This window comes from Streptomyces sp. NPDC001714 (assembly GCF_042892755.1).
GTDB lineage: Bacteria > Actinomycetota > Actinomycetes > Streptomycetales > Streptomycetaceae > Streptomyces.
The window spans coordinates 349677-374560 of the sequence record NZ_JBIAUL010000009.1 but is presented as its reverse complement, the minus strand read 5'-3'; the positions used below and the strand labels follow the sequence as shown (position 1 = coordinate 374560).

Genomic DNA, 24884 nt, shown 5'->3' with positions numbered 1-24884 from the left:
GGCGATCGAACATACGATGGGCGGGAACCGGTACGGTGGCAGCGCTCCTCCAGGGGCCCGCCGTGCCGTGGAACCAACGGCTCGGGGTGGGAGACGTATGGCACAGGCTGCCGACGCAGCACGGACCGTCATCATGACCGTGGACGACGACCCGGGGGTCTCCCGTGCCGTCGCCCGGGACCTGCGGCGCCGGTACGGCGCGTCGTACCGCATCGTGCGCGCGGAGTCCGGGGAGTCGGCGCTGGACGCGCTGCGGGAGCTGAAGCTGCGCGGCGACCTGGTGGCGGTGATCCTGGCCGACTACCGGATGCCGCAGATGAACGGCATCGAGTTCCTGGAACAGGCCCTGGACGTGTACCCGGGCGCGCGGCGGGTGCTGCTCACCGCGTACGCGGACACCAACGCGGCGATCGACGCGATCAACGTCGTCGATCTGGACCACTATCTGCTCAAGCCCTGGGACCCCCCGGAGGAGAAGCTCTACCCGGTCCTGGACGACCTGCTGGACGCCTGGCGGGCCAGTGACTACAAGCCGGTGCCGGCCACCAAGGTCGTGGGACACCGCTGGTCGGCGCGGTCCTCGGACGTGCGGGAGTTCCTGGCCCGCAACCAGGTGCCGTACCGCTGGTACTCGGTGGAGGAGCCGGAGGGGCAGCGGCTGCTGGCCGCGGCGGAGGCCGACGGGGAGCGGCTGCCTCTGGTGATCACGCCGGACGGCACGCCCCTGGTGGAGCCGGAGGCGCCGGAGCTGGCCGCACACGTGGGCCTGGCGACGACCCCGACGGCGGACTTCTACGACCTGGTGGTGATCGGCGGCGGCCCGGCCGGGCTCGGCTCGGCCGTGTACGGGGCGTCGGAGGGGCTGCGGACCGTGCTCGTGGAGCGGTCGGCGACCGGCGGGCAGGCCGGGCAGAGCTCGCGGATCGAGAACTACCTGGGCTTCCCCGACGGCGTGTCGGGCGCCCAGCTCACCGACCGGGCCCGGCGGCAGGCCGCCAAGTTCGGCGCGGAGATCCTGACCGCGCGCGAGGTCACGGGACTCGAGATCAACGGCGGCGCGCGGGTGGTGCGGTTCGCGGACGGCTCGGCCGTCGCGGCGCACAGCGTGATCCTGGCCACCGGTGTGCAGTACCGGCAACTGGAGGCCGAGGGCTGCATCGACCTGACCGGCTGCGGGGTGTTCTACGGCTCCGCGCTCACCGAGGCGACCTCCTGCCAGGGCCAGGACGTGTACATCGTCGGCGGCGCCAACTCGGCCGGCCAGGCGGCGATGTACCTGTCCCGGTTCGCCAAGTCGGTGACCCTGCTGGTCCGCGGCGCCGACCTGTCGGCGTCGATGTCGTACTACCTGATCCAGCAGATCAACGAGGCCCCCAACATCGCCGTGCGCAGCCACACCGTGGTGGACGCCGCGCACGGCGTGGAGCGACTGGAGCAGCTCACCCTGCGCCATGTGCAGAGCGGGGACCGGGAACAGGTCGACGCCCAGTGGATGTTCGTCTTCATAGGGGCGGCACCGCTCACCGACTGGCTCGGCGACACGGTGCTGCGGGACGAACGCGGGTTCATCCTGGCCGGGCCGGACCTGACCGTCGACGGACGGCCGCCGGCGGGCTGGGAGCTGGACCGGCCGCCGTACCACCTGGAGACCAGCATTCCCGGCGTGTTCGTGGCGGGCGACGCACGCGCCGAGTCCGCCAAGCGTGTCGCGTCCGCCGTCGGAGAAGGAGCCATGGCAGTGATGCTCGTCCACCGGTATCTGGAGCAGTCATGAGCGGGCAGCTGATGCCGTGCAGCCCGAAGGAGATCGGCGCGCTGTTCCTGTTCGAGAAGCTGGAGCCGGAGCAGCTCGGGCGGCTGTGCGCGGCGGGCCGGGTAGAGCTGTTCCAGCCGGGTCCGGTCTACACCGAGGGCGAGCCGGCCACCTGCTTCTACGTGATGCTCGAGGGCACGGTGGTGCTCTCCCGGCAGGTCGGCGGTGACGACGTCGAGGTGACCCGGACCTCGCAGGCCGGGGTGTACGCGGGCGCCATGCAGGCCTACCTCGGGGACCGGGTGCGGCAGGCGTACAACAACTCGATGCGGGTGACCGAGCCGACGCGGTTCTTCGTGCTGCCGGCCGACACGTTCGCGGACATCATGCGCGAGTGGTTCCCGATGGCCGTGCACCTCCTCGAAGGCCTGTTCTTCGGTTCGAAGAACACCCAGGCGGCGATCGGGCAGCGCGAACGGCTGCTGGCGCTCGGCTCGTTGTCCGCCGGGCTCACCCACGAGCTCAACAACCCGGCCGCGGCGGCCGTGCGGGCCACGTCGACGTTGCGCGAGCGGGTGGCGAAGATGCGGCACAAGCTCGCCATCATCGCCGGAGGGCCGTTCTCTCGGGAGCAGTTGGCGGGTCTGATCGAGATCCAGGAGCGCACCGCGGAACGGGTCGCCAAGGCGTCCTCGCTCAGCCCGATGGAGGCCTCCGACCGAGAGGACGCGCTCACCGACTGGCTCGAGGACCGCGGCATCGACCACGGCTGGGAGCTCGCGCCGACTTTCGTGCAGGCCGGACTCGACGTCGACTGGCTGGAGCAGGTCGCCGCCGCCGTCGACGAGGAGATCCTGCCGAACGCGGTCGGCTGGCTCAACTACACCATCGAGACCGAGCTGTTGATGAACGAGATCGAGGACTCGACCGCCCGGATCTCGAACCTCGTCGACGCGGCCAAGCAGTACAGTCAGCTGGACCGGGCGCCGTACCGGGTGGTGGACGTGCACGAACTCCTCGACAGCACCCTGCTGATGCTGTCCGGGAAGATCGGGCAGGACATCCGGGTGGTCAAGGAGTACGACCGCACGGTCCCGCCCGTTCCCGCCTACCCCGCCGAGCTCAACCAGGTGTGGACCAACCTCATCGACAACGCGGTCTGCGCGATGAAGGACGGCGACGGCGCGGGCGGCGGACACGGCACGCTGACCGTGCGGACCGCGCTCGACCACGAGCAGCTGCTGGTCGAGTTCCGGGACACCGGGACCGGGATCGCGCCGGAGATCAAGAACCGGATCTTCGACCCCTTCTTCACGACCAAGCCCGTGGGGCAGGGCACGGGGCTCGGCCTGGACATCTCGTGGCGGATCGTCGTGAACAAGCATCACGGCAGCATGCGGGTGGAGTCGGAGCCCGGCGACACCCGGTTCCAGGTGCTGCTTCCGCTGACCGCCGAGGCGCCCGAGGAATCCGAGACACCTGTGGAGGCAGTATGAGTGGCGACACCGCGATAGACCCGAGCGTTCCGCCGAGCGGTGCCGGGTGTGTGGAGTGCGACGCGACGGGGGGCTGGTGGTTCCATCTGCGGCGGTGTACCCAGTGCGGGCACATCGGGTGCTGCGACGACTCGCCCGCGAAGCATGCGACGGCGCACTTCCATGACACCGGGCATCCGGTGATCCGTAGTTACGAGCCGGGCGAGGGGTGGTTCTGGAACTACGAGACCGAGGAGTTGTTCGACGCCGGGCCGGAGTTGGCGCCGCCCGTAAGTCATCCCGCGGAGCAGTCCGTGCCGGGGCCCGCGGAGCGGGTGCCGGAGGACTGGGCTCGGGTTCTGAGGGGCTGAGCCGCGCGCCTACGGGGGTGGGGGGTTCTGTGGTGACGGCGGCTGCGGGTACGTCGTGGCTGGTGGCGCAGTTCCTCCCCCAGCGCCCCCTGGTTTCTTGAGTCGTCCCTTGTCAGGATGTGGGCGTGTCGCAGAGATCGTTTACCACTCCCTTGATCGGGCGGGATGACGAGTTGACCCGTCTCGCGGGGATCCTTCAGCAGGCCCGGAACGGCAGTGGGCGGGCCGTGCTGGTCTCCGGGGACGCGGGGGTCGGGAAGACCCGGCTACTGGACGAGGCCGCGGCTCGGGCGGCCGCCGCGGGGGCCACCGTCGTCGTCGGGCACTGTGTCGATCTCGGGGACGTGGGGCTGCCGTATCTGCCGTTCACCGAGATTCTCGGGGTGCTGGCGGGTGATGAGCGGTTTTCGGGGACTCTCGCCGCCCATCCGGTCGTGGAGCGCCTCCTCGGCGCCGTCTCGGACTCCTCCCGCGACGCCGACGCCCGGCTGCGGCTCTTCGAGGGGGTGGCCGGGCTGTTCGCGGATCTCGCCGCGCGGGCTCCGCTGCTTCTGATCCTGGAGGATCTGCACTGGGCCGACCAGTCGTCGCGCGATCTGCTGCGGTTCCTGCTGAGCCGGGGCGTGCTTCCCCGGCGGCTCGCCGTGCTGGCCTCCTACCGTGCCGACGACCTGCATCGGCGGCATCCGCTGCGGCCGCTGCTCGCCGAGCTGGTGCGGCTGCCCGGGGTGGAGCGGCTGGAGGTGCGGCCGCTGGCCGACGGCGAGGTGGCGCGGCTGGTGCGGGCGCTTCAGGAGCGGCCGCTGTCCGAGGCGACCGTGCGGGACATCGTCGAGCGGGCCGAGGGCAACGCCTTCTACACCGAGGAGCTGGTGGCCGCCGCCGACGCCGACGGGATGCCCACCGGGCTCGCCGATCTGCTGCTGATCCGGGTCGAGCAGCTGTCGGAGACGGCCCAGCAGGTGCTGCGGACGGCCGCGGTGGCCGGACGCCGGGTCGGGCACGATCTGCTGCGTGACGCGGTCGGGCTTCCGGAGGAGGAGCTGGAGGCCGCCCTGCGCGAGGCGGTGGGGCGGCAGTTGCTCGTCGCCGGGGACGGGGACACGTACACCTTCCGGCACGCCCTCGCGCGCGAGGCCGTGTACGGGGATCTGCTGCCGGGGCAGCGGGCGCGGCTGCACGGCACGTACGCCGGACTGCTGGCCGCCCGCGGGGGCGGGACGGCGACGGCTGCCGAGCGGGCGCACCACTACCGGGAGAGTCACGATCTGCCCGAGGCGCTGGCCGCGTCCGTGGAGGCCGCGGGTCACGCCCGGCGGATGGGTGCCCCGGCGGAGGAGCTGCGGCATCTGGAGGCGGCCCTGGACCTGTGGCCGGCCGTGCCCTGCGAGGCGCGGCCCGCCGGCGAGGGGCTGGACCCGGTGAGTCTGACGCTGCGGGCGTCGGCGGCGGCCGCGCACTCCGGGGACGCGCACCGGGCCGTGTCCCTCACCCGGGCCGCGCTGGCCGGCGCCGGCCAGGACGCGGACCCCGAGCTCGCGGCCCGGGTGCGCTACACGCTCGCCGGGAACCTCATGACCGTCGACAACCTCGCCGCCGCTTTCGCCTACAGCAGCGAGGCGCTCGCGATGATCCCCGCCGAACCGCCCTCCCGGACCTGGGTGTGGGCGGCGGCCACCCATGTCATGGCGGCCCGTCAGGTCGGGGACGACGCCACCGCGTTGCGGGTCGCTCAGCAGGCCCTGGAGGTCGCCGAGCGGATCGGTGCCACCGCCGCCCAGGCCGACCTGCTGATCTCCCTGGCCCGTCTGGAGGGCGGTGGGCGTCGCACCCGGGAGGGGCAGGAACGGCTCCGGGAGGCGCGGGAGCTGGCCCGGTCGGCCGGGGACACGCCGGTGGAGATGCGGGCGCTGTTCAGCCTGGCCATCGGCTGCTTCGAGTCGGGCGAGCTGCGGGAGTGCCTGCCCTGGCTCACCGAGGGGCTCGACCGGGCCCGGCGGTCGGGGCTGCTGTCCTCGCCGTACGCGCTGGAGATGCGGTATCTGCGGCTGCTGGTGCTCTACACGCTGGGGCAGTGGGACGAGTGCGTGCGGGTGGCCGGCGCGGAGGAACCCGCGCCCGGATTCACCGCGGGACCCGTGCTGTACGTCGCGCTCGCCCGGGGCGAGCCGGATGTCGTGGCGAGGGCCCGGGCGCTGCTCGGGGAGCCGTTCGACTGGATGGGCCGGCTCGTCGGGGGGATCGTGCTGACCGACGCGGCGGCGTTGCGGGGTGACCCGGAGGAGGCCGTGGCACGGGCGCGGGAGGCGGTCGCGGCGCTCACCGACGAGTCGGGGCGGGCGCCGGACGTGACGGTCCGGCTCGCCGCGCTCGCGCTCGCGGCGGTCGCGGACCGGACGGTCGCGTCTCGCGGCGACGGGACCGCGGACGGGTGGACCGGCGTGGCCGGTGAACTGGTGGAGCTGGCCCGGGCCACGGCCGTGCGGCAGGGTCCGGAGGGGCAGGCCTGGCTGGCGCGTGCCGAGGCGGAGTGGGCCCGTGCCGTGTCCGGGCCGGAGACGGCGGCCTGGGAGAAGGCGGTGGCCGCGTTCGCGTACGGCGACGTGTACGAGGTGGCCCGGGTGCGGCTGCGGTACGCCGAGGCCCTGGCGGCCGACGGGCGGCGTGCCGAGGCCGCGGAGCAGGCGCGGGCGGCCCGGGAGACGGCGGTGGCGCTGGGAGCCGCGCCGTTGCTGGCGCGCTCGGACGCGTTGCTGCGCCGGTCGCCGTCGGTGGACAACTCGGCCTCGCCGCTGACCGCACGCGAGCAGGACGTGCTGCGGCTGCTGGCGCTGGGCCGCAGCAACCGGCAGATCGGCGAGGAGCTGTTCATCACCGGCAAGACGGCGAGCGTGCACGTCTCCAACATCCTCGCCAAGCTGGGCGCGGCGAGCCGTACGGAGGCGGTGGCGATCGCCTACCGGGAACGTCTGATCGCCCCCGAGCCGACGGCCCAGGGATGATCGGACACAGGGTGGTCCGGGTGTTTCAGCGGTCGCAGTCGAGGGTCGCCAGGTCGACGGAGTCGGCCATGGCCTGCATTCCCTTGTCGTTGGGGTGGAGGTGGTCGCCGCCGTCCAGGAACGGCAGCATTCGCTCCTGGTCGTAGGGGCTGCGCAGGATCCGGTCGAAGTCGGCGATCCCGTCGAACTCCCCGCTGGTGCGGATGTACCGGTTGACCTGCCGGCGTACCGCCTCGCCCGCCGCGTCCCACTCCGGCCAGCCCTCGAACGGCCCGACGGTCGAGGCGACCACGCACTTCCCGGCCGCGTGCGCCCGCCGGACGATCTCCTGGTACCCGGCGATCAGGTCGGCCGCGGTGACCCCGGTGTGGGCCTTGATGTCGTTGATCCCCTCGAAGAGGAAGACGGTACGGACCCCGGGCTGGCTGAGGACGTCGCGGTCGAGGCGGTTCAGGGCCGCCTGTCCGGCGCCGTCGGTGAGGACCTGGTTGCCGGAGATCCCCTCGTCGGCCACGCCCTTGACCTCGGTGTCCGCCTTCTGGAGCCGGCGGGCGAGGTAGTCGGGCCAGCGGCGGTTCTGGTCGCCGGTGGACGCCCAGCCGTCGGTGATGGAGTCGCCGAGCGCCACCACGGCACCGGTGTCCGGGTTCTTCGGCCGTACGGCGACCGAGTCCAGGTACCACCAGGAGCCGGTGGTGTCGGTCCAGTCGGCGGCGCTCTCCTCGGCGGTGTGGTCGCCCTGGGTGGCGTAGGAGGTCTGCATGGCCATCCCGTGGCCGGTGGCGGGGCCGGCCGCGTCCGGGCTGTGCAGGCTGACGACCAGGTTGCTGCCGGCGGGCAGGGTGCCGGGCAGCGGGTCGCTCCACACGGTGGCGCCGGCCGGCACGCGGACCGTGCGGGCGCCGTCGAAGGTCAGCCGCTTGTTGCTGCCCGCCTTGAGGGCGGCGCCCTCGCTCTGCAGACCGGCGTAGACGCTGTCCAGGTTCAGCGGCCGGTCGCCGAAGGCGTTGGACAGCCGCACCCGCAGACCGCTGCCGGCGGCGCTGGTGTGCACGACCAGCCGGTAGCCGCGGTCGGCGGTGCCCTCTCCCAGCTGGTCGGCGCTCGCCCCCCAGGTGACGATGTCCGGCCGGGCGGAGGCCGCCCGGCCGGCGGCCTCCTGGTCGGGCACGGTCCGGCCGGGGCCGGTGGCGGTGGCCCCGGCCGCCCCGGTCTGGCACACGGACCCGACCATCAGGAGGGCGGCGAGCCGGCCGCCGGCCCGTGCGAGCCTGCCGGTCACCGCACCAGGTCCCTCAGCGTGACGGACTGGCCGGGCTGCAGCGTCACCGTCCGGGACGTGGCGCCGTAGGCGACCGTCGTCGTGCGCCCGCCGACGCTGCGGATCCGGACCTTGGTCGGCTTGCCGTCCCGCCAGCTCAGGTCCACGACGAAGCCGCCGCGCGCGCCCGCCCCGGTGACCTGGCCGGAGGCGGCCCAGGCGTCGGGGAGGGCCGGCAGGAGCTCCAGATGGCCAGGACGGGAGTACAGCAGCATCTCCAGGATCGCGGTCGGGGTGCCGAAGTTGGCCTCGATCTGGAAGATGCCCCGGCCTTCGTCGACCTGGTAGATGTCGAAGAGGTTGGGTGCGGTGCCGTTGCTGCCGTTGCCGGACGGGCGGAGGTTCCTGACGACGAGCTGGTAGGCCTTGTCGGCGTCCTTCAGCCGGGACCAGCACAGGGAACGCCAGGCGTTGGCCCAGCCGAAGCTGTCCATGCCGCGGGCGGTGAGCAGGGCGGTGGCGCCCTTGACGATGTCGGCGGGGGTCGAGCCGTCGGGGCGGATCCGGTCGCCGGGGAAGAGGTTGATCAGCGGCGAGAGGTGGCGGTGGGTGGTCTCGCCGAGGTTGTCCGGGGACATCCACTCCTCCAGCCAGCCGGTCTTGGGGCTCACCACCGGCAGGTAGAGGCGGTCGCGGAGTTTCCCGATGGTGCCCGCGTATCCAGCATCCCTCTTCAGCTCGGCGGCCGCAGTCCGGAAGTTCCCGAACAGCATCCACACCTGCTCCTGAGCATAGGTGATGCCCTTGGCGTCCAGCGGTCCCTGCTCCGGCGACCAGTCGCTGTCGGCGATCAGCACCTCCTTCCCGTCGTCCAGGGTGGTGGTGAGCAGCCGCGCCTCCCAGAACTCGCAGGCGCCCTTGAGCAGGGGGTAGATCTTCTCCAGGTGGGCGCGGGACCGGGTGAACTCGTAGTGCTCCCACAGGCTCTGGCACAGCCAGGCGTTGCCCGCCGGGTGCCACCACCAGCCGCCCCCGCCAAAGGGGTTGGTGGAGATGGCGACGGTCCAGCCGGCCACCTTGCCACGGGAGTTGCGGTAGCGGTTGCGGGAGTCCTGGAAGAGCCGCTGGGTGAGGTCGGTCCAGGACGGGAGCTGGTCGACGCAGTAGTCGGTGTAGGCGTCGAAACACTGGGACAGGCCGAGCCGGTCGGACATCCAGTAGTTCATCTGGATGTTGATGTCGGTGTGGTAGTCGCCCATCCAGTCCGGGTCGTTGCCGTCCAGCCAGATGCCCTGGAGACCCATCGGCAGGCTGTCGCGCGATCCGGCGATCATCAGGTAGCGCCCGAACTGGGCGTAGGCGGCCTCGAGTTCGGGGTCGGGGTCGCCGGTGTCGGCGCGGGCCTGGATGCGGGCCCAGGTGTCGAGTTGACGCTGGTCGTCCGTCGAGGTGCCGAGGGACAGGTCGAACTGGCCGAACAGGGCGCGGTGGTCGGCCGCGTGGGTCCGCAGCAGCGAGTCCGCCGAGTGGCGGGCGGCCGCCTTGACCTTGGTGCGGGCCAGCGCCGCCGGGTTCACGGACGGGTCGCGGTAGTCGGCGGCGGCGTCCGGCGCGTAGTCGGTGCCGCCGCCGAGTACGACGGTCAGTTCGCGGCAGTCGGTGAAGGTGATGTGCGAACCGCTCACCCGCACGCTGCCGCCGCTGCCGTACGCCTTGACGGCGGCCCCGTACTTCAGTCCGTTGGCGAAGGACCCGGCGAACGACTCGGCGGTGCCGCTCTCCCCGTGGGTGCCCTCGAAGGTGATGGTGCCGGTGTAACGGCCGCCGCCGTCCTGGCCGAAGTGCAGGACGATCACGTCGTCGGGACGGCTGGCGAACACCTGCCGCCGGTACGTCACTCCGGAGCGGACGTACGACGCCGTGACCACGCCGTTGTCGAGGTCCAGGGTGCGGCGGTAGTCGGAGACGGCGCCCAGGTCGTGGTCGGGTATCTCGACGGTGAGCCGGGCGAGGAGGGTGAGGGATCCGAAGTCGGCACGGCCGTAGGGGAACTGGCCGTCGGAGTCGAGGGTGTCGTTGAGTCCGCCGGTCCACAGGGTGGCGTCGGTGACCAGGAGGAGCTCCCGGCCGGAGTCGTTGCTCGCCAGGGCGCCGAGCCGGCCGTTGCCGACGGGCAGGCCCTGCGTGATCATCGAGCCGTCGTCGGCGGGCGCCTGCCACCAGAGCTGGTGCCGGGGAGCGGCGAGCGGCGCGGTGGACCGCACCGGGGCGGCCGAGGCGGTGAAGGCGGGAAGCCCGGCGAGGGCTCCGGTGGCGGCGGCGAGAGCGAGGAAGCTGCGGCGGCTGGGGTGGTTGTCCATTGCGGGATTCCTTCGTCGAAACACGCCCCTTGGGGGCGCTGGGGGTGCCCCCGGCCGAAGGCTGGGGGAGGAACTGCGCGACCAGCCACAGCCGGTCCGCAGTTCCCCTACGGCCTGACCCGACGGAGCTTTCAGCGAGGTGACTTGGGAACGTCGATCCGGTCGATGTCCGGCGCGTATCCCGACCCACTGTCGAAGCTGATGGTGTTGGCACCGGCCTTCAGGGCGACCGGCACGCTCACGCTCGCCACCGTCCCCCAGTCCCCGGTGGACGGGAACTTGTGGCTGGTGCCGCCCCCCGCGTTGGCCGAGACCGTGGCCGGCCGGGAGTCACCGCTGACGTAGGCCACCTTCACCAGGTAGGTACCGGCCTTGTCGACGACGACGTTGTTGAAGGTCAGCTTGCCGCCGAGGTAGAGGTTGCCGACCTTCTTCGCGCCGGAGCACGCGTCGCACCCGGCGACAGAGGCGTTGCCGCTCAGCGTGTTGCCGCTCGCCTCGGCCTCGTACCCGGTGGAGGCCGACGCGCTGCCCTTCGGCGTGACGGTGAACAGGCGGGAGCCGTGGGCCGGCAGCGCTTCCGTGATCTTGTTCTGGTAGCTGCCCAGCTCCTCGTGGTTCCACAGGTCCCGCACCGACGCCTTGCCGGTGAAGCCCAGCGCGGTCCAGTCGGCCGTGACCGCCGCGGGCGAGGACGCGAGATTGAAGAGGGCCACCGTGTACGTTCCGTCGGCGTTCTTCGCGGCCCAGACCTGCTGCGGGTCGGACGGGGTGACCGGGCGGGCCGGCGGGTTGTCGCTCTGGTCGACGGCGATGACCTCGCGGTTGGTCAGCAGGGAGAGGCCGTAGTCGTCGAGCTTGGTGATGTCGTCGCCGGTGAACAGGGGCGACTTGGCCATGGCCCAGAGGGTGGCGTAGCTCTGCCGTTCGGCCTTGGTGAGGCCGTCCATCGCGCCGTTGCCGACATCGAGGGAGTCGAGGTCGTTCCAGCCGCCGGGGCCCGCCTCGCCGGTCCAGGCCGGGGTGTCGTCCCAGCGGTCGTCGACGGAGTTCTCCCAGCTGACCAGCGTGTTGCAGTAGCACTCGACGTCGGTGTCGATGCGCCAGCCGTTGGTGTACTTCTGCCAGTCGGCGGCGTGCCCGAAGTCCAGGGACCAGGAGCCCTCCAGGTGGATCGGGCGGCCGGTGGCGGCGATGGCCTGGTGCCAGGCGGCGACATCGGCAACGTTGTCGTACTGATCACCGCTCTTGCCGGAGCCGGGGCCGACGCCGTCGAGCTTGAGGAAGTCGTAGCCCCAGCCGGCGATCAACTGGGCCTGGGAGTCGATGTACTTCTGCGCGCACGGCCTGTCGAAGTCGAGCTTGTACGAGCTGTCCCACCCGTTGGTGGTGCGCAGGTCGGGATAGACGATGTCGGCGGTGGTGCAGCCGTCGGCGTTCCGGATCGGCGTCTTCCCGTCGCCGTACGCGCCCTTCTCCAGACCGACCGGGAGGTAGATGCCGGCCTTCAGGCCCTTGGCATGGATGTGGTCGGCGACGGCCTTCATGCCGCTGGGGAAGCGGGCCGGGTCGGCCTTCTGGCGGCCGTACTGGTCGTAGCCCTGCTTCCAGTTCCAGTCCATCCACCAGCCGGCGTCGATGTTGACGTAGTCGTAGCCGTACTTCTTCAGCCTGCTCGCCAGGGCGTCGGTCTGCTTGAGGACGTTCACCTCGGTGAGGTAGCTGTAGTCGCCCTGGTCGTTCAGACCCGGGTACTTGGACGACTGCATGCTCCAGCTCGACCAGCCCATGTAGGGCTTGGCGGCGATCGGGGCGGGTGTCTGGGCCTCGGCAGCGGGCACGGCGGCGGCGAAGGCCGCGGTGAGCGCCAGCACGAGGACGGTTCTCAGCCCGCGTGCGGGCAGGACGGGATACGAAGGTGACCACATGGGCCCTACCTCCTGGGTCGGGGTCGTGGGCGGCTCAGCCCTGGGGGGTGGAGGTGATGAAGGAGTGGATCGCGGTGGCCGCGGCCCCGCGGGCCCACTCCTCGAACGGGAGTGGGCGGGTCTGTACGTCGCACCGCCCGGCGGAGCCGAAGGCGGCCGCGGTGAACGAGTCACGGATCTGCCCGGCGAAGAGGTCGTGGGCGGCGAGGCCCTCGCCGGAGATGATCACGCGTTCGGGGCCGAACAGGTTGGCCACGATCGCGATGCCCCGGCCGATGGCCGCACCGGCCCGGGCGTACGCCTCCCGCGCTCCGGGCACGCCCGCATGGGCGAGGGCCGCCGCCTCGGCCGGGTCGGCCACCTGGCGTCCCGTCACCTGCCGGACGCGGGCGACGATCGCGGCGCCTCCCGCGATCGCCTCCACGCAGCCGCGGTTGCCGCAGTGGCAGAGCGGTCCGGCCGGGTCGATGGCCACATGCCCGATCTCGCCGGACACTCCGTGGGCTCCGGCGACCAGTCGGCCGTGGACCACGAGTCCGCAGCCGATGCCCGCTCCGACGGTGACCACGGCGAAGTCCGAGAGCCCGACGCCGGCGCCGAACCACTGCTCGGCGACGGTCAGGGCCCGCACGTCGTTCTCGACGACGACCGGCAACCCCGCTGTCATGTGGACGAGTTCGGCGAGGGGGACGTCCCGCCAGTCCAGGAACGGCGAGTAGCGCACGGCCCCCTGGGCGCGGTCCACGTCGCCGGAGACCGCGACCCCAAGGCCGAGGACAGGGGCGCCGAAGTCCTCGGCCTCGACGCGCAGTTCATGGGTGAGCTCGGCGATCGAGCCGAGGACGGCCTTCGGCGCGCGGTCGGTGACCGGCAGCCGTCGGGCCAGCAGGATCCGGCAGCACAGGTCGGTGAGGACGGCGATGACCTCGTCACCGGTCACCTTGACGCCGGCGAACAGCGCGCGCCCGCCGTCGACCCGCACCAGGTTCGCGGGCCGTCCGAGCGCGGGCCTGGCCCCGTCGTCGGCGACTTCGGCCAGGTACCCGGCCGCGAGCAGCGGCCGGACCGCCTTGGTGACGGCGGCCGGGGACAGTCCGGCCCGGCGGGCCGCCTCCAGCCGGGTGAGGGGGCCGTGGGACAGGACCGTGGTGAAGATCTGTGAGGCGGCCGGCGTGGACACCGGAAACGTTTCGCCACGGGTGGTCGAGCGCATGGCCGGGAACCTATGGCCCTTATTTTCCGCTGTCAATAAAAGAAGCACGAATCACCTGAAGATTCTCTGTGCGGCGGTTGAGACCTTCGAATGACCGGTGGGGCACGGCTGTTGCCGCCGGATCAGTCGGGCGTGACCCGGGTGAGTTCGAGCAGCAGGGCCTGCCCGGGGTTGAGGTTGGGCATGGGCAGCCCCGCGATGGTGAGGACCGAGCCGGGCAGGGTCAGCCGGTCGTCGAGGGCCGCGGCCAGCCAGGCGGGCCCCGCCACCTGATGGAAGGACGGCAGGCCCAGCTCGGTGCGCACCCGTACCCGATAGCCCGCCCCGGGAGCGAGGCCGGGCAACCCGACGCGCCCGTACTGGCCCTCGGGAGAGGTCGCGAGCCGCGCCCAGCAGTAGAGCGCGGCGGAACCGTCGTACGCCACGACCCCGTGCAGCAGCGTCGACTCGTCGGGGAGGTCTGCGCGGACCGTGCGGCCGCCGTGCAGCAACGGGCGCAGTTCGCGGTGGAGCGCGGTCCAGGCGGTGAGCCGGGCGAGTTCCTCCGGCGGGCAGCGGGTGAGGTCCTGTTCGATGCCGGCGTGCCCGAACAGCGCCGTGGCCAGCCGCAGCGGGTCGGAGCCGACCCGCTCGGTGGTGTGGCTGATGCGCGGCCCCACATGGGTGCCGACCAGTTCGGGGGGCAGCAGCAGCCCGGTCCAGCGCTGGATGGCCTGGCGTTCCACCGGGTCGTTGCAGTCCGAGGCCCAGACCCGGTCGGTCCGCTCCAGGATGCCGAGGTCGACCCGGCCGCCGCCGGCCGCGCAGCTCTCGATCTCCAGCGCGGGGTGCCGCTCCCGGAGGGCGTCGATCAGCCGGTAGAGGGCGAGCACCTGGGCGTGTGCCACGGGACGGTCGGCGGTGCCGTGCACGCTCTCGTGGAGTTCGCGGTTGTGGTCCCACTTGAGGCAGGCGATGCCGTACTTCTCCACCAGGGCGTCCAGCGAGTCGAGGAGGTACTGCCAGGCATCGGGGTTGGTCAGGTCCAGTACGTGCTGGTGGCGGGCGGACGGGCCGACCCCGCGGGCCGGCCCGAGCACCCAGCCGGGGTGCTCGCGAGCCAGGTCGGAGTCGAGGTTGACCATCTCCGGTTCGACCCACAGCCCGAACTCCATGCCGAGCGAGCGCACATGGTCCACCAGCGGGGTCAGCCCCTCGGGCCACACCACGGGGTCGACGGTCCAGTCGCCGAGCCCGGCGTCGTCCGAACGGCGGCCCCGGAACCAGCCGTCGTCCAGTACGAACCGCTCGACGCCGACCTCGGCGGCCTTGTCGGCCAGCCGCAGGAGCCGGTCCAGGTCGTGGTCGAAGTAGACCGCCTCCCAGCTGTTGAGGATCACCGGGCGGGGGCCGCGCGGATGGGCGGGGCGGGCTCGAAGCAGGGTGTGGAAACGGTCGGCGAGTCCGTCCAGGCCCTGGTCGGACCAGGCGAAGTGGCAGACCGGGGCGGTGTACGACTCGCCGGGCGCGAGCCTGATCTCCCCCGCCCGCAGGAGTTCGCCGCCGCCGAGCACCCCGGCATGGGTGCCCGCGCCCTCCGGCAACTGCTCGGCCAGATACCGCTGGTCGCCGCTCCAGGCCACGTGCACGGCCCAGACCTCGCCGGCACGGAAGCCGAATCCGGGCTCGCCGACGGCCATCAGGTACGGCGAGTCCAGGCCGGGCTTGCCGCGCCGCACCTCCCGGCTGTGCGTGCCGAAGCCGAGCGGCCGCCGCTGGGGGGAGCGCTCCCGGCTCCACTTGCCGGTGAAGTCGAGGATCTCCGCGGCCCGCCGGGGCAGCGGCAGCAGGGTCGTGACCTGTGCCAGGTCGTACGGCGCCGGGTCGGCGTCCGGACGGCGGGTGAGCGTGGTGCGCACCCCGAGCACCCCCGAGGGCTCCAGCCGGTAGGTGACGGTGGCGTCGAGTCCGGCACCGGGGTCGGTGAGGTGCAGGGACAGCTCCTCGCCTGCCGCGCCCGGGTGGTACGAGCTGTCGGCCAGGGTCAGCCGGGGCGCGGCGAAGGCACCGGCGACGTGGCCCTCGTGGGCCGGGGTGCCGGACCAGCCGTCGGCCTCGGTGGGCCAGACGGTGAACCGGCGCGGGATGTCGATGGAGTTGTTGAGCACGGCGGGTTCACCGGTCAGGGCGAGCGCGGCCAGGGCGTCCTGCGACAGGTCGCCGAGGTCGGCGCCCCAGTGCAGGACCCTGGGCACCGGTTCGGTGAGCTCCACGACCAGAGCCGTGCCCGCCGCGCGCAGGATGTGGATCCGCGCCGTGCTGTCCGACATGCAGAGTCCTTTCGGATCGCCCGGCCCCGCCGGACGGGCCCGGTTCAGGCGGGCTCGTCCGACGGCCGGACGGGGTTGTGCGGGGGCAGGGTCACTTCTTGGCGAGCAGCGTCTTGCTCTGGTTCTGCATGTCCGTGAAGACGGAGTCGTTCTTCTGGCCGGCGAAGTAGGCCTGGAACAGCGGCTGGAGCGCGTCCTGGAGGGCTGCGCCGTTGCCGTAGACCGGGGACGGGTAGAGGACCTTGTCCTTGATCATGTCCGTGAAGACGGACAGGTCCACGCCCGTCTTGGCCAGCGCCTTGGCCGAGGCGTCCATGGAGGCCGGGATCGACGGGAAGAACGTGCCGGTCAGGGAGGCCTTGGACTGGCAGGCCTCGCTGCCCATGTACGAGACCCACTTCCAGGCCAGGTCGGGGTTCTTGGTGCCGGCCCAGATGTTGTTCCCGTTGGAGTTGCTCAGCACGGACCTGGTCTTGCCGTCGGGGCCGTACGGGGTGGGGGCGATCCCGACCTTGACGCCGGGGATCTTCACGAAGGTCGAGGCCTCCCACGAACCGCCGGTCTCCATGGCGACCTTGCCGGAGGAGAGCAGGTCGACGTCGCTGACGCTGTCGTTGAACTGCCCGATCTTGGGCGCGTAGCCCTTGTCGGTCAGGGAGCGGATCCAGTCCATGGTCTTCACGAACCGCGGGTCGGCGTAGTTGAACACCGTCGGCCAGGTGGTCTTGTCGCCCAGCCGCCAGCCCGTGGTGCTGACCAGCGGGTTCCAGGTGAACTGGCCGATGAAGTCCTTCGACGCGACCTGCCCGTAGCCGTAGGTCTTGATGTGGGACTTGTCGAAGCCCTTCTCGTCGCCGCGGCGTCCCTTGGTGTCGATCGTCAGGTGGGCGATCATCTTGCCCAGGGTGCCGCCGTTGTCGGGGTTCCAGTTCAGCGACTTGACGTCCTGGTCGGTGTACCCGGCCTTCTTGATGGCGTCCTCGCTGAAGTAGACGCCGGACGCCGCCCAGTCCAGCGGCAGCGCGTACTGCTTGCCGTCGGTGTACTTCCAGGCGTCCACGCCGACCGAGAACCGGGACAGGTCGAACTTGTCCTTGGCGATGTAGTCGTCCATCGCCAGCAGCTGGTGCTGGGAGGCGTACGCCTGGAAGAACTGGACGCTGTTCTGGAAGGCGTCGGGCGCGTTGCCGGCCACGAACCCTGCGGTCAGCTTGGTGAAGTAGTCGTTGACGTTGTACTGGGTGATCTTCACTTCGGTGCCGGGGTTGGCCTTCTCGAAGTCCGTCGCGCACACCTTGTACGCGGCGGCCTGCTTGTCGTCCCAGGTCCACCAGTTGACGGTCTTGGAGCCGCCGGCGGAGGACGAGCCGCCCGAGCAGGCGGAGAGCACGGCGGCCAGGGTGAGCGTGGCGCCCAGCGCGACCGTCTTGCGAACTCGAGTGCTTCTTCTCATCGTTCCTTCTTTCGGGATGACGCGGTGGGTGCTGGGGACGGCAGCACCGCGGGGTGGGACGACGTCTTGAGGAGGGCGCCGAACGCGCCGAGTGCGACCGCCAGGTCGTCGGGTCCGCCGGCGTCATGGCCGTTGAACTCCCACAGCCGCAGCTCCTTGGGACCGGCGTAGACGTGGTAGGCGGCGATCGCGGTGACCGGCGGGCACACCTCGTCGCGCAGTCCGGCGGAGAACCAGGCCGGGGCGGTCGCGCGGCGGGCGAAGGCGAGGCCGTCGAAGTAGCCGAGGGTGGCGAAGGTCTGCTCCACCCGGTCCCGGCGGGCCGCCAGGTAGCCGATGATCTCGGCGTAGGGCTCGGCGGAGGTCAGCCGGGTGGCCTGCCGGATGTCGCAGAGGAACGGCGCCTGGAAGTGGGCGGCGGCCAGTCCGGGCACGAGTCCGGCGACCGCGAGGGCGATGCCGCCGCCCTGGCTGGGCCCGACGACGGCGACCCGGGCCGGGTCGACGAGGTCGGTGCGGGCGCGCAGCGCGTCGACGGCGCGGCTGGCGTCGGTGAACACCCGGCGGTAGACATAGGTGTCCTTGTCCTCGATGCCGCGGGTCAGGAAGCCGGGGTGGGCGGGGCCGCTGCCGACCGGGTCGGGGGTCGCTCCCCCACCGGCCCAGGCGCCGCCCTGGCCGCGGGCGTCGACCAGCAGGTGGGCGTACCCGGCGGACGCCCACAACAGGTCGTCGACCGGAGCGCCGCGCCCGCTGCCGTAGCCGTGGAACTGCACGACGGCGGGCAGCGGTCCGCCGCGGTGGCGGGGCATCCGGAGCCAGGCGTGGACCGGGTGACCGCCGAAGCCTGGCAGGACGGCGTCGAAGATGTCGACCGTCTCCAGGCCGGTGGGGACCTCGGTGAGTTCCAGGAGGGGCTCCCGCTCGGCGCGGGCCTCGGCGAGGGTGCTCTTCCAGAAGGTGTCGAAGTCCTCCGGTTCCCGGTAGGCGCTGCGGTAGGCGAGCAGTTCGGGGACGTCCTCTTCGGTCAGCACGGCACCGGCTCCCCTCGGGGGCTCAGGTCGGCGTCCAGTTCGATCCGGTACCCGGCCGGGAGCCGCAGTTCGGTCTCGTCGTCCCGGTACCGGATCCGCACGGCCTCGGTCGTGTCACCGGTCAGCCTGCGCACGGTGACACCGGTCAGCACGCCCTCGGACCAGGCGAAGTCGACGGCGAGACCGCCGCGGCAGCGCAGGTCCCTGGCCTCGCCGTCGGCCCACTGCGCGGGCAGGGCGGGCAGCAGATGCAGGGTGCCGGTGTGGCTCTGCAGCACCATCTCGGCGATGCCGGCCATGAGTCCGTAGTTGCCGTCGATCTGGAACGGCGGGTGGGTGGAGAAGAGGTTGGGCAGCAGGCCGCCCCGGCGGGAGCCGTCCACGGGGGCGTCGACCTCGGCGTCCCCGTCGAGCGGTCGGACGGCTTCGAGGAGCAGTGAGCGGGCGGTGGCGGCGTCGCGGAGCCAGGCCCGCAGGGCGATCTTCCAGGACCACGACCAGCCCATCGCGCCGGGTCCGCGGCGGTCCATCGACTTCCCTGCCGCGTCGGCCAGTTCGGGATCCGTGTCGGGGTCGACCAGGCCGAGCGGGTGGACGGCGATCAGGTGGGAGAGGTGGCGGTGGTGCGGGTCGTCCTCGGTGAGGTCCTCGGCCCACTCCTGGAGCCGCCCTTCGGCCGAGACCGGCAGCGGGCGCAGCCGGGGCAGCGCGGCGCGTATCTCGCCGGTCAGCGGGGTGTCCAGGTCCAGCAACTCGGCCGCTTTGAGGGTCCGTTCGAAGGTGGCCCGGATCAGCGCCAGGTCCATGGTGGCGGACCGGGTCAGGGACCTCGGGGTGCCGTCGGCCAGGAAGAGGTTCTCCGGAGAGGTGGACGGCAGGGTGTCCAGGTAGCCGGTGCCGTCGTCGACGAGCCAGTCGAGGAGGAACTCGGCGCATCCGCCGAGCAGCGGCCAGGCCCGCTCGCGCAGGAAGCCGAGGTCGCGGGTGAAGTCGTAGTGGTCCCACAGGTGCTGGGACAGCCAGGCGCCGCCCATCATCCACAGCGCCCAGGAGGGGTTGCCGTGTCCCATGCCGACCGGCAGCGCCCATCCCCACGGGTCGGTGTTGTGGTGGGCGACCCAGCCCCGCGCACCGTACAACTGCCGTGCCACCTGAGCGCCTTGTACGGCCACCCGGTCGAGCAGCTCGAACAGGGGCTCGTGGCAGGCGCTGAGGCCCACCGCCTCCGCGCCCCAGTAGTTCATCTGGGTGTTGATGTTGATCGTGTAGTTGGACGACCAGGCGGGGCGCAGGTCGGCGTTCCAGATGCCCTGGAGGTTGGCCGGGGGGCCGGTGTGCGGGCGGGAGGCGCAGGCCAGGAGGTGCCGGCCGAGCTGGAACAGCACGGTGGCGGTGAGGAGTTCGTCGTCTCCGTCGAGGATGTCGCGGGCGACGTCGTAGGTGCCGGAGCGGCGGGGCCCGATGCGCAGGCCGGTGGTACCGAGCAGGGCACGGACGTCGCTCTCGTGGTTCTTGAGGAGGCGGTCGGCGCCCTGGGCGGCGGCCCGCGCGGCGGTGTCGCCGGCCTCGGCCAGGTGGGCGGCACGGGCCATGGCTTCGGCCCCGCGCCAGTGGCGGTCGGCCACGGTGGAACTGGCGAGGGTGAGCAGGACGTGGGAGGCGCCGGTGACGAGCAGGCCGCCCTCGTCGTCCAGAGTGGTCGCGCCGTCGGTGTGCAGGGTGAGCGCGAGGGCGCCGAAGGGGTCGTAGCCGTCGACGGGACCGTCCGCGTAGTACAGCGGCTCGGCGACCTCGGGCTCGTGGGCGGGGGCGCCGTCCACCGGTATCTCGATCCCCAGGGTGATGCCGTCGAGTGCGGCGGTGCGCAGGACCTCGCGCAGCGGGGTGGACAGCTCGACGGAGACGTCCACGGTGCCGCCGTCCGCGTCCAGCGTCGTGCACAGGGCGCCGGTGACGGCGTCGGCCCAGACCCGGCGCCGTACGGCGGTCCCGTCGAGGTCGAAGGCGTCCTCGGCCACCGCGGTGTCGAGGTCGAGCGTCCTGCCGTGGTAATCGGCCCGCTCGCCGCCCGTCACGGTCAGGTACAGGTCGGCGTACGGGAGGTACTCCTGGGTGTAGGGCCCCTCGAAGGTCATCAGCAGGGACTCGGCCGTGTCCTGGTCGCCGGCGCGGAGGGCGGTGCGGACCTCTTCGAGCCGCTGCGGACCGGCCCCCTGGGCGCGGAGCCCGGCGAGGGCGGCGGCCGGTCCGCCGGGGGTGCCGGACCAGACGGTGGAGTCGTTGATCTGGATCCGGGACCGGCCGGCGCCGCCGAAGACCATCGCGCCGATCCTGCCGTTGCCGACGGGAGCGGCCTCCGTCCAGTCGGCCGCGGGCGCGGGCCAGCTCAGCACCAGGTCGCTGGAGTGCATGGCTGTGTCGTCCAATCGAGGGGTGCGGGCGGTCACTTGAGGCCGGAGAAGCCGATGGAGTTGACGATGCGCTTGCCGAAGGCGACGAAGAGCAGCAGCATCGGCAGCGCCGCGACCAGGGCGGCGGCCATCAGGCCCGCCCAGTCGGGGGCGGCCTGCGGCGAGGACTGCTTGAAGACGCCGAGCGCGAGGGTCAGCGGCTGCACGTCCTGGCTGTTGGTGATCAGCAGCGGCCAGAAGTAGTCGTTCCAGGCGTTGACGAACATCAGGAGCGACACGGTCGCGATCGGCGCGGACGACATCGGCAGGACGATCCGGAAGAAGATCCGCAGCGGTCCGGCGCCGTCGAGGATGGCGGCCTCCTCGACCTCGGTGCTCAGGCCCAGCATGAACTGGCGCAGGAAGAACAGCGTGAACGCCTGGAAGAGCGCTCCGGGCAGGATCAGTCCGGCGAAGGTGTTGGTGAGTCCAAGGTCTTTGACGAAGACGAAGTTGGGCAGCAGCGTGAAGACGCTGGGCACCATCAGCGCGGTGATGAGGATGTTGAAGACCAGGTTGCGGCCGCGCCAGTGCAGCCGGGAGAACGCGTAGGCGCCGGCCGCGGAGAACAGGACGATCAGCACCGTCTGCACGGACGCGTAGATCAGCGAGTTGCGCAGGTAGAGCGCGATGTCGATGGCGGCGCCCGAGCCGCCCTGGGCCTGTGCGTCGGCGGTGGAGGCGATGCCGAGGACGCGTTCGAAGGCGCCCCAGGTGAGGCCGACCGGCAGCGGTGAGGACGGGTGCGTGGCCAGTTTGTAGTTGTTGGACAGCGCGGTGCGCAGGATCCAGTAGAACGGGAAGAGGGTGACCACGACGACGATGCCGAGGTAGGTCCAGGCGACGATCCGGCCGGGCGAGACGCGGCGGGGGTTCTTCGGGGGCCGGGGCTGTGCGGTGGCCGCCCGGCCGGGGGCGAGGGTGACTGCCATGACGGGCTCCTTCAGCTCAGGTCGGATTCGCCTGCGCGGGCGAGCCGCAGCTGGGTGAAGGTGACGGTGATGAGCAGGGCGAACAGGGCCAGCGAGAGGGTGGCGGCGTAGCCGAAGTCGAACTGCCGGAACGCCTTGCTGTAGATGTACATCTGGAGGACGTTCGAGGCGTTGGCCGGGCCGCCCTGGGTGGTGACCTGCACGATGTCGAACACCTGGAAGGAGTTGATCACCGTCAGGACGACCACCATGACCAGGATGGGCCGCAGCAGCGGCACGGTCAGCCGGCGGAACATCTGCACCTCACTGGCGCCGTCCACCCGGCCGGCCTCGTAGATGGTGGCCGGGATGGTCTGCAGTCCGGCGAAGATCAGCAGGGAGTAGTAGCCCATCCACTTCCAGATGCTGATCGCGGCGAGGGACGGGACGGCCCAGCCGCTGCTGCCGAAGAAGAGGATGGAGTGGCCCGTCAGGTGCTGGAGGACGAGGCTGATGACGCCGAGGGACGGGTCGAGCATCCACTGCCAGACCAGGGCGGCGATGACGTTGGAGATCAGGAACGGCAGCAGGATGACGCCGCGCAGTGCCGACGACTTGGTGACCCGGTGCAGCACCACGGCCGTCACCAGCGAGGCCAGGGTGCCGAAGACGACGGCCAGGATCACGAAGTAGACGGTGACGAGCAGGGAGTGCCAGAAGACGTCGTCGCCGAACATCTCGTGGAAGTTGGCCAGTCCCACCCAGTTCGGCGGGGTGAGGACGTGGAAGTCGGTGAAGCTGAGGTAGATGCCGCGGAGGGTCGGATAGGCGTAGAAGATCGCGAACCCGACGACGGAGGGAATGATCAGCAGGAGTGCGACCGGCAGGTCGCGGCGGCGGGCCGCCGCGGACCTGGTCGGCGTGGAGCGGCCCGGCCTGCGGGCCGTACGGGTCTTGCGGACGTGCGGGGTCGGGCCGGAGGCGGTGGCCGTGGTGGTCACCGCGGCCGGCGGCGGTGCGGCCGGCCGCTCGGGCTTGCCCTGTGATGTGACCACCACGGCACTCTCCTCGGATGTCAGGCAGACGGAACGTCGGTCGGGGTCGGGGTCGGGGTCGGGGTCGGGGTCGGGGTCGGACGGAGTGTCAGAGGGTGATCCGGTCCACGTCGGAGGCGTAGTCCGTGGAGTTGCCGAAGGTGATCGTGTTGTCGCCGGCCTTCAGCTGAACGGGCACGGTGATCGAACTCGGCCGGCCCCAGTTGTTGTCGTTGCTGCCGGGCAGGAACTGCTGGAAGGAGCTGCCACCGGCGGTGATGATCATCGTGCGGCCGGTGGAGCCGTCGGTGTAGTCGAGCTTCATCAGGTACGTGCCGTCGCGGGGCGCGGTGACGTGGTTGATCGCCACGGTTCCGGTGCCGCCGAGGTTGCCGACCTTCTTGCCGCCCGAGCACGCGGAGCAGTCGTTGACGGAGGCGTTGCCGGTGAGGGTGTTCGCGGCGGCCTCGGCCTCGTAGGCGACCGGTCCGCCGGCCGCGGGTGTGGTGACGGGGACCGCCTTGCTCGCCGGGGACTTGCGGCCCTTGGCGTCATGGGCGACCACGGTGAAGGAGTAGCCGGTGCCGGCCTTCAGACCGCTCACGGTGGCGGAGGTGCCGGTGACGGTGGCCGCCTTCTTGCCGTTGGCGTAGACGTCGTAACCGGTGGTCTTCGTCCCGGTGTTCACCTTGCTCCAGGCGAGCGAGACGCTGTCGGCGGTCGAAGCGGTGCCGTGCACGTTCAGCGGGACGCCGGGGTGGGTGCCGGTGGCGGCGGGCGTGATGCGCAGCAGGCGCGAGCCGTGCGGGGCCAGGTCGGCGGTGAACCTGCCGCTGACCGAGCCGAGGTTCTTGTGGCTCCACAGGTCGCGGATCTTGGCCTTGCCGCTGATGCCGAGGTCGCTGAAGTCGGCCGTCACGTCGGAGTAGCCCTTGCCCAGGTTGAACAGGGCGACGGTGTAACTGCCGTCGGCGTTGCGGGTGTACCAGGTCTGCTGCGGGGTCCGCTGGCTGACCGGCCTCGCGGGGGTGCCGGCCTGGTCGACCGCGATGACCTCGTCGTTGGTGAGCAGCTTCAGGCCGTACCCGTCGAGCTTGGTGAGGTCGTCACCGATGTACAGCGGCGCGGACTCGATGGCCCACAGCGTCATGTAGCTCTGCCGCTCGGTCTGGTTGATGCCGTCCATGACGTCGGAGCCCACGTCGAGCGAGTCGAGGTTGTTCCAGTGGCCCGGCCCGGCGTCGTCGATCCACGGCACGACGTCGTTCCAGCGCGCCTTCACGGAGTTGTTCCACGTCACCAGCGTGTCGCAGTAGCACTCGACGTCGGTGTCGATGCGCCAGCCGTTGGAGTTGGCCTTCCAGACGTCGGCCTTGTTGTGGCTGAGCGACCAGGACAGGACGAACTCGATGGGACGGCCGGTGTTCTTGAGCGCGGTGTGCCAGGCCTGGATGTCGGGGACGTTGTCGTGTGCGTCGTCGCCCTGGTTGGAACCGGGGCCCACGCCGTCGATCTTGAGGAAGTCCACGCCCCAGGAGGCCAGTTGGTCGGCCTCGGACTGGATGTACTTGGTGGTGCAGGGGCTGGCGAAGTTCAGCTGGTAGGAGACGTCGTCCCAGCCGCTGGTCTTGCGCAGGTCCGGGTAGACGATGTCCTTGGTGGTGCAGCCGGGGGCGTTGTAGATGGGCGTCTTGCCGTCGTTGTACGCCTGCTGGTAGAGGCCCACGGCCAGGTAGAGGCCGAACTTCAGCCCCTTGCTGTGGAGTTGGTTGGCGAGGTACTTCATGCCGTGCGGGAACTTCGTCAGGTTCGGGGTCGGCCGGGCGTAGGCGTCGCCCTTGGGGTCGTTCCAGCCGGCGTCGACGTTCACATAGTCGTAGCCGTGGGACTTCAGCTTCGACGCCAGGACGCCGGCCTGCTGCAGGACGTGCGACTCGGTGAGCCAGTCACCGCCGTAGCCGGGGAAGTTGGTGGATTCGACGCTCCAGGTGCTGTAGCCCATGTACGGCTTGGCGGCCACGACGGGCGAGGTCGTGGCGCCGGACGCCTGGGCCCCCGAGGCGTCCGCGGTGGTCGCGGCCCGCGCCGAGGCGGGCACGACGAGTGCCGCCACGAGTGCGGAGAGGCAGGTGATGGTTCTCAGACGTGCGGGCAGAGCTGGACGAGCCATGGATGTACTCCGTCTGGGCGCGGCTGCAGGCGGGCTTCCGCCTGAGGTGTGGTGGTGCGGGGAGCCTCTCGGTGTGGTCGTCCCAGGACTTCACCGAGGGGTTCGCTGGAACCAACGGGCACGTGGGTGGGGGGCCACGCTCCTCACCGGCGCCGGACCG

Annotated in this window: 15 protein-coding genes; 4 read left to right on the top strand and 11 right to left on the bottom strand. The window is 71.5% G+C overall.

Annotated features, from left to right (window positions below):
• The first annotated feature begins 97 nt into the window (after window positions 1-97).
• The 4 genes from ACFY0P_RS25280 to ACFY0P_RS25265 all read left to right on the top strand — a co-directional run bounded on the left by ACFY0P_RS25280 (window position 98) and on the right by ACFY0P_RS25265 (window position 6601).
• On the top strand, window positions 98-1774 hold the full coding sequence (locus tag ACFY0P_RS25280) for an FAD-dependent oxidoreductase (protein ID WP_388917183.1): 1677 nt from the start codon (window positions 98-100) through the stop codon (window positions 1772-1774).
• A complete protein-coding gene (locus ACFY0P_RS25275; RefSeq protein ID WP_388917180.1) occupies window positions 1771-3249 on the top strand; it encodes an ATP-binding protein in 1479 nt (492 codons plus the stop codon). Before ACFY0P_RS25280 ends, ACFY0P_RS25275 begins: the two co-directional genes overlap by 4 nt.
• On the top strand, window positions 3246-3599 hold the full coding sequence (locus tag ACFY0P_RS25270; RefSeq protein WP_388917177.1) for a UBP-type zinc finger domain-containing protein: 354 nt from the start codon (window positions 3246-3248) through the stop codon (window positions 3597-3599). Before ACFY0P_RS25275 ends, ACFY0P_RS25270 begins: the two co-directional genes overlap by 4 nt.
• A 125-nt stretch (window positions 3600-3724) precedes the next feature.
• Complete coding sequence (locus ACFY0P_RS25265) at window positions 3725-6601, top strand: ATP-binding protein (protein WP_388917174.1); 2877 nt, start codon at window positions 3725-3727, stop codon at window positions 6599-6601.
• A gap of 25 nt (window positions 6602-6626) precedes the next feature.
• Here ACFY0P_RS25265 and ACFY0P_RS25260 read toward each other — a convergent pair whose 3' ends face one another.
• The 11 genes from ACFY0P_RS25260 to ACFY0P_RS25210 all read right to left on the bottom strand — a co-directional run bounded on the left by ACFY0P_RS25260 (window position 6627) and on the right by ACFY0P_RS25210 (window position 24724).
• The gene (locus tag ACFY0P_RS25260; RefSeq protein ID WP_388917171.1) at window positions 6627-7883 is read right to left on the bottom strand and encodes an SGNH/GDSL hydrolase family protein; all 1257 of its coding nucleotides are present in this window, start codon (window positions 7881-7883) and stop codon (window positions 6627-6629) included.
• A complete protein-coding gene (locus ACFY0P_RS25255) occupies window positions 7880-10222 on the bottom strand; it encodes a glycoside hydrolase N-terminal domain-containing protein (protein WP_388917168.1) in 2343 nt (780 codons plus the stop codon). Before ACFY0P_RS25255 ends, ACFY0P_RS25260 begins: the two co-directional genes overlap by 4 nt.
• A 131-nt stretch (window positions 10223-10353) precedes the next feature.
• Window positions 10354-12150, bottom strand: a complete 1797-nt coding sequence (locus ACFY0P_RS25250) for an alpha-galactosidase D (protein ID WP_388917165.1) — start codon at window positions 12148-12150, stop codon at window positions 10354-10356.
• A gap of 34 nt (window positions 12151-12184) precedes the next feature.
• Window positions 12185-13363: an ROK family protein gene (locus ACFY0P_RS25245; protein ID WP_388917162.1), complete on the bottom strand. Its 1179-nt coding sequence runs from the start codon at window positions 13361-13363 to the stop codon at window positions 12185-12187.
• A gap of 122 nt (window positions 13364-13485) precedes the next feature.
• Window positions 13486-15672, bottom strand: a complete 2187-nt coding sequence (locus ACFY0P_RS25240) for an alpha-galactosidase (protein WP_388917159.1) — start codon at window positions 15670-15672, stop codon at window positions 13486-13488.
• A 91-nt stretch (window positions 15673-15763) separates the two neighbouring features.
• Window positions 15764-17125, bottom strand: coding sequence for an ABC transporter substrate-binding protein (locus ACFY0P_RS25235; protein WP_388917156.1), 1362 nt, complete (start codon window positions 17123-17125; stop codon window positions 15764-15766).
• Window positions 17122-18159: an acetylxylan esterase gene (locus ACFY0P_RS25230; protein WP_388917153.1), complete on the bottom strand. Its 1038-nt coding sequence runs from the start codon at window positions 18157-18159 to the stop codon at window positions 17122-17124. Before ACFY0P_RS25230 ends, ACFY0P_RS25235 begins: the two co-directional genes overlap by 4 nt.
• On the bottom strand, window positions 18153-20570 hold the full coding sequence (locus tag ACFY0P_RS25225) for a glycoside hydrolase N-terminal domain-containing protein (protein ID WP_388917150.1): 2418 nt from the start codon (window positions 20568-20570) through the stop codon (window positions 18153-18155). The genes ACFY0P_RS25230 and ACFY0P_RS25225 overlap by 7 nt, the downstream gene beginning before the upstream one ends.
• 32 nt (window positions 20571-20602) lie before the next feature.
• Entirely contained in the window at window positions 20603-21541 is a 939-nt protein-coding gene (locus ACFY0P_RS25220) for a carbohydrate ABC transporter permease (RefSeq protein ID WP_388917147.1), read from the bottom strand.
• Between the two features lie 11 nt (window positions 21542-21552).
• Window positions 21553-22578, bottom strand: coding sequence for a carbohydrate ABC transporter permease (locus ACFY0P_RS25215; protein WP_388917144.1), 1026 nt, complete (start codon window positions 22576-22578; stop codon window positions 21553-21555).
• A gap of 85 nt (window positions 22579-22663) precedes the next feature.
• A complete protein-coding gene (locus tag ACFY0P_RS25210) occupies window positions 22664-24724 on the bottom strand; it encodes a fibronectin type III domain-containing protein (RefSeq protein ID WP_388917141.1) in 2061 nt (686 codons plus the stop codon).
• Window positions 24725-24884 lie beyond the last annotated feature (160 nt).

What these genes read in the sequence shown, in the direction of transcription:
- ACFY0P_RS25280 (WP_388917183.1), top strand. Translation starts at nt 98, where the DNA reads ATGGCACAGGCTGCCGACGCAGCACGGACCGTCATCATGACCGTGGAC.
- ACFY0P_RS25275 (WP_388917180.1), top strand. Translation starts at nt 1,771, where the DNA reads ATGAGCGGGCAGCTGATGCCGTGCAGCCCGAAGGAGATCGGCGCGCTG.
- ACFY0P_RS25270 (WP_388917177.1), top strand. Translation starts at nt 3,246, where the DNA reads ATGAGTGGCGACACCGCGATAGACCCGAGCGTTCCGCCGAGCGGTGCC.
- ACFY0P_RS25255 (WP_388917168.1), bottom strand. Translation starts at nt 10,222, where the DNA reads ATGGACAACCACCCCAGCCGCCGCAGCTTCCTCGCTCTCGCCGCCGCC.
- ACFY0P_RS25250 (WP_388917165.1), bottom strand. Translation starts at nt 12,150, where the DNA reads ATGTGGTCACCTTCGTATCCCGTCCTGCCCGCACGCGGGCTGAGAACC.
- ACFY0P_RS25245 (WP_388917162.1), bottom strand. Translation starts at nt 13,363, where the DNA reads ATGCGCTCGACCACCCGTGGCGAAACGTTTCCGGTGTCCACGCCGGCC.
- ACFY0P_RS25240 (WP_388917159.1), bottom strand. Translation starts at nt 15,672, where the DNA reads ATGTCGGACAGCACGGCGCGGATCCACATCCTGCGCGCGGCGGGCACG.
- ACFY0P_RS25235 (WP_388917156.1), bottom strand. Translation starts at nt 17,125, where the DNA reads ATGAGAAGAAGCACTCGAGTTCGCAAGACGGTCGCGCTGGGCGCCACG.
- ACFY0P_RS25225 (WP_388917150.1), bottom strand. Translation starts at nt 20,570, where the DNA reads ATGCACTCCAGCGACCTGGTGCTGAGCTGGCCCGCGCCCGCGGCCGAC.
- ACFY0P_RS25220 (WP_388917147.1), bottom strand. Translation starts at nt 21,541, where the DNA reads ATGGCAGTCACCCTCGCCCCCGGCCGGGCGGCCACCGCACAGCCCCGG.
- ACFY0P_RS25210 (WP_388917141.1), bottom strand. Translation starts at nt 24,724, where the DNA reads ATGGCTCGTCCAGCTCTGCCCGCACGTCTGAGAACCATCACCTGCCTC.